This window comes from Bacillus sp. NPDC077411 (assembly GCF_044543425.1).
GTDB classification, from domain to species: domain Bacteria; phylum Bacillota; class Bacilli; order Bacillales; family Bacillaceae_G; genus Bacillus_A; species Bacillus_A bruguierae.
Genome location: NZ_JBITWA010000010.1, coordinates 6,184 through 17,425, shown reverse-complemented (window position 1 = coordinate 17,425; position 11,242 = coordinate 6,184). Strand labels below are relative to the sequence as shown.

The 11,242-nt window shown below is 38.1% G+C and carries 10 protein-coding genes; 4 read left to right on the top strand and 6 right to left on the bottom strand.

The window, feature by feature from the left end:
- Nucleotides 1–6: 6 nt before the first annotated feature.
- Complete coding sequence (locus ACIGHG_RS14170; RefSeq protein ID WP_336473569.1) at nucleotides 7–960, top strand: 1,4-dihydroxy-2-naphthoate polyprenyltransferase; 954 nt, start codon at nucleotides 7–9, stop codon at nucleotides 958–960.
- Nucleotides 961–1,028: 68 nt separating this feature from the next.
- Here the strand turns inward: ACIGHG_RS14170 and ACIGHG_RS14165 are convergent, their stop codons facing one another.
- Both ACIGHG_RS14165 and ACIGHG_RS14160 read right to left on the bottom strand, forming a co-directional pair.
- Nucleotides 1,029–1,154, bottom strand: a complete 126-nt coding sequence (locus tag ACIGHG_RS14165) for a hypothetical protein (RefSeq protein WP_396548984.1) — start codon at nucleotides 1,152–1,154, stop codon at nucleotides 1,029–1,031.
- Nucleotides 1,155–1,157: 3 nt separating this feature from the next.
- On the bottom strand, nucleotides 1,158–1,943 hold the full coding sequence (locus tag ACIGHG_RS14160; RefSeq protein ID WP_396548982.1) for an enoyl-CoA hydratase/isomerase family protein: 786 nt from the start codon (nucleotides 1,941–1,943) through the stop codon (nucleotides 1,158–1,160).
- 510 nt (nucleotides 1,944–2,453) lie between these two features.
- Here ACIGHG_RS14160 and ACIGHG_RS14155 point away from each other — a divergent pair.
- On the top strand, nucleotides 2,454–3,185 hold the full coding sequence (locus ACIGHG_RS14155; RefSeq protein ID WP_396548980.1) for a yteA family sporulation protein: 732 nt from the start codon (nucleotides 2,454–2,456) through the stop codon (nucleotides 3,183–3,185).
- A 44-nt stretch (nucleotides 3,186–3,229) separates the two neighbouring features.
- Here the strand turns inward: ACIGHG_RS14155 and cspD are convergent, their stop codons facing one another.
- The gene (gene cspD / locus ACIGHG_RS14150; protein WP_035432508.1) at nucleotides 3,230–3,430 is read right to left on the bottom strand and encodes a cold-shock protein CspD; all 201 of its coding nucleotides are present in this window, start codon (nucleotides 3,428–3,430) and stop codon (nucleotides 3,230–3,232) included.
- Nucleotides 3,431–3,720: 290 nt separating this feature from the next.
- On the opposite strand from cspD, the gene ACIGHG_RS14145 reads away from it, so the two are divergent.
- Together ACIGHG_RS14145 and ACIGHG_RS14140 are read left to right on the top strand one after the other, a co-directional pair.
- Complete coding sequence (locus tag ACIGHG_RS14145; protein WP_090919249.1) at nucleotides 3,721–4,503, top strand: TIGR00266 family protein; 783 nt, start codon at nucleotides 3,721–3,723, stop codon at nucleotides 4,501–4,503.
- Between the two features lie 71 nt (nucleotides 4,504–4,574).
- The gene (locus tag ACIGHG_RS14140; protein WP_090919246.1) at nucleotides 4,575–5,321 is read left to right on the top strand and encodes a lipase family protein; all 747 of its coding nucleotides are present in this window, start codon (nucleotides 4,575–4,577) and stop codon (nucleotides 5,319–5,321) included.
- 395 nt (nucleotides 5,322–5,716) lie between these two features.
- On the opposite strand, the gene ACIGHG_RS14135 is transcribed toward ACIGHG_RS14140, so the two are convergent.
- From ACIGHG_RS14135 to ACIGHG_RS14125, 3 genes are all read right to left on the bottom strand, one after another.
- Complete coding sequence (locus ACIGHG_RS14135; RefSeq protein WP_396549121.1) at nucleotides 5,717–8,125, bottom strand: glycogen/starch/alpha-glucan phosphorylase; 2,409 nt, start codon at nucleotides 8,123–8,125, stop codon at nucleotides 5,717–5,719.
- 67 nt (nucleotides 8,126–8,192) lie between these two features.
- Complete coding sequence (glgA, locus tag ACIGHG_RS14130; RefSeq protein WP_396549119.1) at nucleotides 8,193–9,698, bottom strand: glycogen synthase GlgA; 1,506 nt, start codon at nucleotides 9,696–9,698, stop codon at nucleotides 8,193–8,195.
- 86 nt (nucleotides 9,699–9,784) lie between these two features.
- Entirely contained in the window at nucleotides 9,785–10,813 is a 1,029-nt protein-coding gene (locus tag ACIGHG_RS14125; protein ID WP_396548977.1) for a GlgC family sugar phosphate nucleotidyltransferase, read from the bottom strand.
- Nucleotides 10,814–11,242 lie beyond the last annotated feature (429 nt).

Genomic DNA, 11,242 nt, shown 5'->3' with positions numbered 1-11,242 from the left:
TTCCATATGGATGCAAAAGTTGAAATAAATCCCTCTTCCATGCAGCCAAAGCCAAGTAAACAAACAGGCTGGCGTATTTGGTGGAGCTTATTACGTCCTCATACATTAACTGCAGCCTTTGTGCCTGTTTTTATTGGAACAGCTTATGCGATGGAAGTTGAAGGTATTAACAAAATAAATGTGCCTCTTTTCCTTATCATGCTTCTTGCTTGCCTTCTCATACAAGCAGCAACAAACATGTTTAATGAATACTTTGATTACAAAAGAGGGCTCGATCATGAAGGATCTGTTGGAATTGGCGGTGCAATCGTTCGCGATGGGATTCAGCCAAAAACAGTATTGAGTTTAGCGTTCGGATTCTTTGGCATTGCAATTCTATTAGGAGTTTACATTTGTATGAACTCCAGTTGGTGGCTCGCAGCACTTGGTCTTGTATGTATGGCTGTTGCCTATTTATATACAGGCGGTCCAATTCCAATTGCTTATACACCTTTTGGTGAATTAACAGCGGGGCTATTTATGGGTGTTATTATTATTGGAATTTCATTCTTTATTCAAACCGGAATGGTAACATCAGAAGTTGTATTACTCTCCATTCCAAATGCAATTTTAATCGGAGCCATTCTACTTGCGAATAATATTCGCGATTTAGATGGCGACAAAGAAAACGGCAGAAGAACATTAGCTATTTTAGTTGGAAGAAACAATGCAATTAGCATATTGGCATCTATGTTTATCATTTCTTATATATGGACGATTGCCCTTATTCTTGTCGGTATTGCCTCGCCATGGATGCTTGTAGTCTTTTTAAGTGTTCCAAAGGCATTTAAAGCAACGAAAGGTTTTATCGGAAAGAGCATTCCAATGGAAATGGCACCTGCGATGATTGCCACAGCAAAAACAAATACAATTTTTGGATTTTTAATGGGAATTGGGTTATTACTTGGATATTTCCTATAAAAAAGGCGCAAGTGTAGAAGCACTTGCGTTTTTTAGGTGCATTTATGTTGTATGTTGTCAAATCGTCTTTATCCCGCATGAACGAGCAGTAAGTGTTGAATTGGATTAAAGTTTAATAAAATCAAGGGGTTATCCCAAGATTTTGTGTTATTTTCATCAAACTTTATTTTAAATCCACACATGATTGTTTTCATTAACTATCTTCCTTTAAATAATGGTTGGGTCTTTTCTAGAAATGATTTAGTTCCTTCCCTGAAGTCCTCGGTGGACGCTATCAAACCAAAATAATCTGCACCGAGAAGTGCGGATTCTTCTAAAGTTAAATTACCTCCCCGATGAATTGCCTCCCAAGTCATTTTCACTGCGATAGGAGCCTGAGACAAAATTTCTAAAATAAGCGTTTCTACTTCTGATAGTAATTTATCGGGTTCAACAATCTTATTAACCAGTCCTATTCTATAAGCTTCGTCTGCGCTTATCACGTTTCCGGTGAGCAATAGTTCTGTAGCACGCCCCTTACCTATAAGTCTGGGCAGTCTCGTAGTTCCTCCAAAACCAGCAACTGCTCCAATACGGACTTCAGGATGTCCTAATCTAGCATGATTAGCACAAACACGGAGCGTACAGGATTCAGCTAATTCCAGTCCGCCTCCTAGTGCGAAGCCGTTAATGGCAGCAACAACTACTTTTCCCAATGACTCAATTTTATTAGTAACTGTAACAGCTAACTGAGCTAAATCTCGTACTTCTAACGGAGTGGCTTTATTGAGAAACTGAATGTCAGCACCTGCGGAAAATGCCTTTTCTCCGGCACCGATGATTATCACTGCCTTTACACCTGAATCAGTTTTAACCCTGTCTAAGACGGACGAAAGTTGTTCAAGAACATCTCGGTTTAACGCATTTAGTGCTTCCGGTCTGTTTAGTGTAATTCTTGCGATACCATTTTCTTCAGTGTAGAGGACGACATTTTCATTTAACATTTTAATCCCTCCAATAGTTTAGTGTACCGACAAAAAAGGTTGCTTATTGTTGTCACTCTTTTTATAGCATTAAGAGCGGGCTTTTACTGAGATGCCATCACTTATCCTTCCTTGAAACACTTTTCAATATTAGATGTTCTTACATAAAAATCCTCTTCAGACAAAACATTTAAAGGAGAAAAACTTCGCAATTTTTTTATCCCGCATTAACGGGCAGTAATACTCCCCCCTCAAAATTCAGCAAAAGCAAAGAAGTTAGGCGAGAGATAAACTGCCCGTAAAAGCCCGATTGGTTCAACTAATAATCAGTGGGGGATAAAGAAAACCCCCACTGATTAAAGTTTCACTTTATGTCACGACTTTATTTTAAACCCACAGTAAGTCTCCTACTGATGGGAGTTTCACTCTATATTACGTTGAACCACCGATATATTAACGGATTATTTTTCATAATTCCTGCAATTGAGCTCATACTACTTAAAGAAACCGAATTGTAGGAAGGTGGATTTTATGCTAACTCCACAACAAATGGATCATTTTCAATCTGTACTACAAAAGCAAAAACAAGAGCTGGAACATACGCTGCAAAATCATGAGCATTCAGGGCAAGCTTCTGAACGCGATGCAGTTGGCGAACTCTCTGCATATGATAATCATCCTGGGGATATGGGAACAGAATTGTATGAACGCGAGAAGGACTTAGGATTAGTAGAATTTTGGCATAAACAACTTACAGATGTAAAACACGCCCTAGAAAAAATAGAAGCTGGAACATATGGGGTTTGTGAAGTATCAGGTGAACCAATTCCTCTTGAACGTTTAGAAGCCATGCCAACCGCCACCACTTGTATCGAACACACACATAATAAGCTAATCCTTGGCGCACGTCCGATTGAGGAAGAACTTATCGAGCCGCCTTTTGGTAAATATGATATGGATAGTGCCGTTGGATATGACGCTGAAGATGCTTGGCAAGACGTTGCTTTATATGGAACATCCGAAACACCTTCTGATTTAGAGCGCCGCGACTCTAAAAATTTTGATGAGATGTATGTAGATGCCGAGGAACCTCGCGGATATGTTGAGGATTTTGAAAACTTTATCGGAACAGATATGTACGGAAAAAACGTGCAAGTATACGCTACAGAAGAACACGAAGAATATGAACAAATGCTAGATGACTACGAAGCAAGAACATTTAAAGGCGAACTTTCCTCAGACGAGTCCAGTTCAAGGCCATAAAAAAAGAAACATTCCTTATTTAGGAATGTTTCTTTTTGCCATCATTACTTTTTAGTAACGTTAGCAGCTTGAGGTCCACGGTTACCTTCAACGATTTCGAAAGAAACTTCTTGACCTTCTTCTAAAGTTTTGAAGCCTTCGCCTTGAATTGCAGAGAAATGTACGAATACATCTTCGCCACCTTCAACTTCGATGAAACCGAAACCTTTTTCGCCGTTAAACCATTTTACTTTTCCTGTTTGCATTGCATGTACCTCCTAAAATAAAAAAGAAATCTATCTATTGGAAACTACATACAAAGGTAGAGATAAACATCATGATTTTCTCACAAGCTAATGCTTTGAAACGAACACGCTTTATTTCCGTACCACATTATGCAGCTCAATAGTTCTTTTACTATATCATGCCCGAAATAAAACGTCAAACAAAACAGAAATATCTTGTTTGAAAATTTACAAAACTTGTATTTTCTATTTGAAGATATTCCGGTACAATATAAATATATTCATACATATTTATTACTTGAGGTGAAACGATGAAAGCACATGAAATCGAATACAAATTATATGGCGATGACATGCAATTTGTTGAAATTGAATTAGATCCAGAGGAGAGCGTAGTTGCTGAAGCTGGTGCTATGATGATGATGGAAGACAATATTGAAATGGAAACGGTATTTGGTGACGGTTCCGCCCAAACAGGTGGATTTTTCGGCAAACTTGTTGGTGCTGGAAAACGCCTTGTGACAGGTGAGAGCATGTTTATGACTGTATTTACAAATACAGGGTATGAAAAACGTCACGTCTCATTTGCAGCTCCGTACCCTGGGAAAATTATTCCTGTTGATTTAACGAAATATCAAGGAAAGGTAATCTGTCAAAAAGATTCTTTCCTATGTGCTGCAAAAGGTGTTTCTGTCGGTATTGAATTTACGAAAAAAATAGGCAGTGGTTTCTTCGGCGGCGAAGGATTTATTATGCAAAAGCTTGAAGGTGACGGCCTTGCGTTCATGCATGCTGGTGGAACAGTTTATCAGCGTGATTTAAAGCCAGGAGAAAAACTCAAAATTGATACAGGCTGCCTTGTTGCTATGACGAAAGATGTTGATTATGATATTCAATTTGTTGGCAATGTAAAAAGCGCAATCTTCGGCGGCGAAGGCCTATTCTTCGCAACATTACAAGGACCTGGAACAGTTTGGGTTCAATCCTTAACATTAAGCCGCTTAGCGGAGCGCATCATAGGACCAGGGGCAAAAAACTCTGGAGAAGGTAGTATTCTTGGCGGGATCGGCCGCATTCTTGATGGAAGCGAATAATCTTGTAAAAGAATGAAACATATATCCTCCTCATATATTGAATTATACTTCATCATGAGGAGGATTTTTCTATGCCAACTTCTGTATCCTTTCATAAGGATACCGCTATATTGTTAGCTACATGCTGCGAACTAACATATGAGCAATATAACCAAAATGGCATTTTTACTATTCCGAAAGGTTTCCGGTATGTACAAGGCTTTCAAGCAACAGCTATTCAAGAAACAGAATGGTTTGGATTCATTTTAGAGTCGGACGATCAAATTATTGTAGCCTTTCGCGGGACACAATCAGACCGTGATTGGATTGCTGATTCTATCGTCCAACAAAAACCGTACCCATTTACTGCAAACAGTGGGCATGTTCATAGCGGTTTTCTTTCTATTTATGAATCATGCCGAGATACAATTATGGATACCCTCGTTTCCTTGTCTTCCTCTAAAGCTCTTTTCGTTACTGGACATAGTTTAGGAGGAGCCCTTGCTACTTTGCACATACTAGATGCTCGTGTAAACACTTCATTCTCTCATTACGCACTCTACAGTTTCGGCTCTCCAAAAGTCGGTGATATCGCCTTTCGAAATTATTATAAAATACAAGTTGCCAATAGCTTTCGTTTCGTAAATCTATTTGATGTTGTTCCGCTTCTTCCTCCACGTAAAGTACAATTTGAAGAAAATGAATGGGAATATTCCCATACCCATCGTAGTATGACATTTACAAAAAATATGCATTCCTTTATAAAAAACCATCACATTACAACATATAAAATGGCAATTTCTACTCATTTTCAAAGGGATACATTTGAAGAATTGTAGTAATCTTTTATACTTATTTACGATGGACACGGTATATATAAATACAAATTAAAAAAACGACATAAACCCTCCTTTTTTAGGTGGGGAGAGCAACTGGCCATGTATAGAAGCGGTCAGGGCCTTTTTCTGCTACGTGCGATGTTTAAAACAAAAAGAGCAGGCCAGTAGCGGGCATGTTGTATTTTGCATAGCAGCGGTTTATATGTTGGAAAATCAAAGTGAATCTATATATTATATACAACGTTCTATTCTATTTCTGTAGTAAAGTAAAACGACTTGGAATTTTCCAAGTCGTTTTTCATGTCGAACAACGTCGAAGGGTCTTTAGCTTGTGTCGAATCGCCGATAAATGCTCTGATTCCGCCGATATATTGTTAGGCAGTAAGCCCCCCACTTTATCTCACCCACATACCTTCTGTGATTCTCCAAATATCATGACTGTACTGCAAAATTGTTCGATCACTTGCAAAATGACCAGATTTCGCAATATTCATCGTACTCATTTCTAACCATTTTTTTCGATTTTCGTATGTTTCTCCAACTTTTTCTTGCATATCTGCATATGGTGCGAAATCCCGAAGAACAAAATATTCATCATTTTGAATAAGGAGAGAATCAAAAATGGCTTCAAACTCATCACCCGCATCTTCAAAAAAACCATTTGTCAGCTGATTAACAACTTTTTGAATGCGTGTATCATGATGATAATAATCGCTTGCACGGTATCCGCCATTTTGATAATAATGCAGCACTTCTTCAGCCGTTAAACCAAAAATAAAAATAGCATCATTCCCAACAGCTTCTTTAATTTCAACATTTGCACCATCTAGCGTACCTAGCGTTATCGCACCGTTCATCATAAATTTCATATTTCCGGTTCCCGATGCTTCTTTACTTGCAGTTGAAATTTGTTCACTTACATCTGCTGCTGGAAAAATATCTTCAGCAAGTGAAACGCGATAGTTTTCTAGAAAAATAACTTTCATATATTGATTGACATACGGATCATCATTTACTTTTCGCGCCAATTCATTTATGAGTTTAATAATCTTTTTTGCATAATAATAACCAGGCGATGCCTTTGCACCAAAAATAAATGTACGCGGATAAAAGGAAAAACTAGAATCTTCTTTTAAACGATTATACAAATATAAAATATGCAATACATTTAACAATTGCCGCTTATAAGCATGCAGACGCTTTACTTGTACATCAAAAATGGAATACGGATCCACAACAATACCAGTTTGTTTTTCAATCCGTTTCATTAGCAATTCTTTTCGCACTTGTTTTACATTATGAAGCGAATCCTGAAACGCTGCATCGTATTTATAATTTTCTAAAGCTTGCAGCTGATCCGGCTCTTTCATCCAATCTGTTCCAATTGTGTCACAAATTAATTTCGATAGCTGTGGATTTGCTTTTAATAACCAGCGCCGATGCGTAATTCCATTTGTCTTATTATTAAACTTCTCTGGATAAAACTCATAAAACAACCGCATTTCTCGCTGTTTTAATATTTCCGTATGAATTTTCGCAACGCCGTTTACACTATGACTGCCCACAATTGCCAAATGCGCCATCTTCACAAGCCCATGAGCGATAATTGCCATGTTTTCGATACGATTCCAATCATACGAATAGCGGTCCCATAATTCATGACAAAAACGCTCATTAATTTCTTGTACAATCATATAAATGCGTGGTAATAGCGGTTCGAAAATATGAATCGGCCATTTTTCTAACGCTTCCGATAAAGTTGTGTGATTTGTATAAGAAATCGTATGTGTTGTAACGTACCACGCATCTTCCCAACTCATCTTTTCCTCATCAAGCAAAATGCGCATTAATTCTGGAATTGCTAAAACCGGATGCGTATCATTAATATGAATGGCAATTTTCTCATGCAAATTACGAAGCGTACCATTTCGTTCCCGGTGCAACCGTACAATTTTTTGTAAGCTGGCCGACACAAGAAAATATTGCTGTTTCAAACGAAGTATTTTCCCTTCATCATGCGTATCATCTGGATATAAGAACTCCGACACCGCTTCTGTTTCTCGCTTATATTTTAATACGTCCTTGCAGTTCGGCGGAAATGGAACCGGCTCTGCACTCCAAAGGCACAGCGTATTGACAGTACTTGTCTCATACCCAACAACAGGTACATCATACGGTACAGCCATAATCGTTTCCGCATTAATGTGCCGAAACTCCAAACGCCCACCAGACTGAAATGTATCAACTTGTCCCCAAAAACTAACTTCCACCGCTTGGTCATGCCTTCGTACCTCCCAAACATTTCCGTGCCGCAGCCATTGCTCTGGCAGTTCAATTTGATAACCATCCACAATTTTTTGATCAAACAAACCGTGCTTATAGCGAATCCCACACCCGTGTCCTGGTAAATTTAACGAAGCAAGCGAATCAAGAAAACAGGCAGCTAAACGACCGAGACCGCCATTTCCAAGGCCAGCATCCGCTTCAATTTCCTCAAGATCTTGCAAATAAATCCCAAGCTCTTCTAATCCTCGTTCACATACATCGCGTATTCCTAAATTTAATATATTACTTCCTAACAAACGTCCTAATAAAAACTCAATAGATAAATAATACATTTGCTTCTGATTATCTGTCCGGTACCGTTCATTCGTCCCAATCCAGCGCTGACTAATATATTCACGTACCATATGACCAAGCGTATTATATTGATCTTGCACAGTCGAATCTTTAAAACTTTTCCCATACATTGTTTCGAGCTTTTCTAAAAAAGCAGCTTTAAAATTCTCTGTATTTGAGAACAACTTTCTCACCTCTTTCAAAGTGAAACTTCCAGCAATGGTTTTTCCACTGGTGGTTCGCTCTATCCTACTACTTGTTAACAGAAAAAATCGGTTGCTTATGATTACTCTTCTTTTCTTCCTTATTAGACTGCGATTCTTGATGTGAGCCGGACAAGCTTTCATATAGCTCCTTATATTGCTGTGCAGACTGCTTCCAGCTATAATCCTCTGTCATCGCACGTTTCATAAGAGACTGCCATACCTTTTTGTCGTGATAATAATGCAGAGCACGCTGCACTGTATGCAGCATATCGTGCGCATTAAAGTTCGTAAAACTAAAGCCATTTCCTTCATTTGTAGCTTCATTATACGATTGAACAGTATCATTTAAACCGCCTGTTTCCCGTACAATTGGAATCGCCCCGTACATAAGAGCAATGAGCTGACCAAGACCACATGGCTCAAATAAAGATGGCATTAAAAATAAATCGGCCCCGGCATATACTTGATGTGCCAGTTCTTCATGAAACCCAATATACACTTTCACTTTATCTGAGTATTCATATGCCATGTGTTCAAAAAACTGTTCATATTCTTTATCGCCTGACCCAAGCACAATAAATTGCACATCTTCTTGCATGATTTCATGAAAAACATGACGCACTAAATCTAATCCTTTTTGCTTCGTTAAACGAGTAACCATTGCAATAATTGGTGCATCTTCTTTTTCTGGTAATCCAAAATAACGCTGCAGAGCACGTTTATTCTCTCTTTTTTTATAGAGTGAATTTGCATCATACATTGTCGCTATCGTTTTATCATTCTTTGGGTTGTACAACACATCATCAATTCCATTTACAATCCCAACAAGTTTATCGTTATATTTACGCAGTAAACCATCTAACTTCTCTCCGAAAAACGAATATTGAATTTCTTCTTTATATGTCGGACTTACCGCTGTAATGATATCAGAGGCAATAATTCCGCCTTTCATAAAGTTAATGTTTCCGTAAAATTCAAGTTGTTCACTATGAAAATACTCATCACCAAGCTCTAATAAGTCATTCATAACAATGCGCGGGAACACCCCTTGAAACTGCAAATTATGAATCGTAAAAACCGTCTTTATCTTTTCATATAATGGCTGCTCACGATATTTTTCTCGCAATAAAAAATTTGCCATCGCTGTATGCCAATCGTGGCAATGCAGAACATCCACTTCAAAATCTAAATATGGAATGCACTCTAATACTGCCTTTGAGAAAAATGAAAAACGTTCGCCATCATCATAATGACCATATAGTGAATCACGTTTAAAATAATACTCATTGTCGATAAAGTAATACGTAATTTCTTTATGTTCCATTTTCAAAATACCGCAATATTGATTACGCCAGCCAAGCTGAACCGTAATCACTTTATGAAGCACACATTTTTTTCTTATATGCTCCGGAATTAAACTATAATATGGAAGCATAACGCGCACGTTCATCCCAAGCTTTTGTAACGCCTTCGGAAGTGCCCCAGCCACATCTGCTAATCCACCCGATTTAATAAATGGTACGCACTCTGATACTGCAAATAAAATATTCACTGTAGTCGTCTCTCCGCAATAGTCAAGCATAGGTAAACTACATTTACCTATGCCGCGCATGCAGATTCCTCCTCTCAATTCTTATCTTAATGAATTGTTACATCACTACTTTGAATCTTTCCTTTCTCTACAACAAATGGATAACTTGAACCTGTTAATATTGTTCCATCTTCAATCTTTACATCTTTATCAAGGATTACACCATCTAGTATACAATTCTCTCCAATTTGGCTCTTTTGCATAATAATGCTATTACGAACGATAGAGCCTTTTCCAATCTTTACAGAACGAAAGACAACGCTATTTTCTACTTCCCCTTCAATAATGCTGCCATTAGCAATCATCGTATTATGTACACTTGCCTCTTTTCCGTACCTTGTTGGTGGTTCATCCTTTACTTTCGTAAAAATTGGCGCCTCTTTTTTAAAGAGTTGCTTCCAAATGCACGGCTGCAGTATCTCCAAACTATGTTTATAGTAACTTTCAATTGAATCTATGACTGCCACATAACCAGTATGCTCATATCTTTCCATACGCAGCGAAGCATTTCGTTTTTCTTTGACAACATCAAGTAAGCTATAGTAGCCCAGTTCTTGATACGTCTCAAACAAATGTAATAATAACTCCTTCTTTAGTACATACGTCTGAAGCGACTTACCACGGTGACATACTTCCGTAATATGTGCGTTTGTATATAAATGACGCTCTAATACAGCTTGGAAATCAAGCGCTGTTACAACATGACTATTTGTAATCACAACATATTCTTGCTTACTACGTAAAAAGTAGTCAATATGTCTACTAAAATGAGCAAACGATCCAAACTCATCTTGCATACATTGGCAATTTGGAGGAAATAAAAATAAGCCGTCGCGTTTTCGATCTAGATCCCACTGTTTCCCAGAACCGAGATGATCCATGAGAGAACGATTTTTATGACTTGTGAAAATAGCTACACTATGAATATGAGAATTTACCATATTGGAAAGCATAAAATCTATTAAACGGTAACGTCCGCCAAACGGCAATACCGCCAATGATCGATGATTTGTTACTTGCTGCAATGATGGAAAATTCTCTGTCGCATTAATAATTCCTAACATTGATTCTCTCACTCATCTCATCCCCTTTTCGTCGCGCTCTAACAGACAGTAAAATAGTCATTCATAAAAACCACTTATAGAAATTCATTTTGACCTTTCGACATAAAGATTGCTGCTATGCAGAACAAAAGATTCTTCTCTCGCTTTCTCCCTTTGTTTTAAACCATTGCATGTGGCAGGGATAAGGCACTGACCGCTTCTACGCATGGCCAGAGGCTCTCGTCCCCCTTAAGAAAAGAGATTTATGATGTTTTTTAACTTCTATACATATAAATCGCTGCTATGCAGAACAAAAAAAGACTTGCTCTCACTTTCTCCCTTTGTTTTAAACCATTGCATGTGGCAGGATAAGGCACTGACCGCTTCTACGCATGGCCAGAGGCTCTCGTCCCCCTTAAGAAAAGAGATTTATGATGTTTTTTAACTTCTATACATATAAAT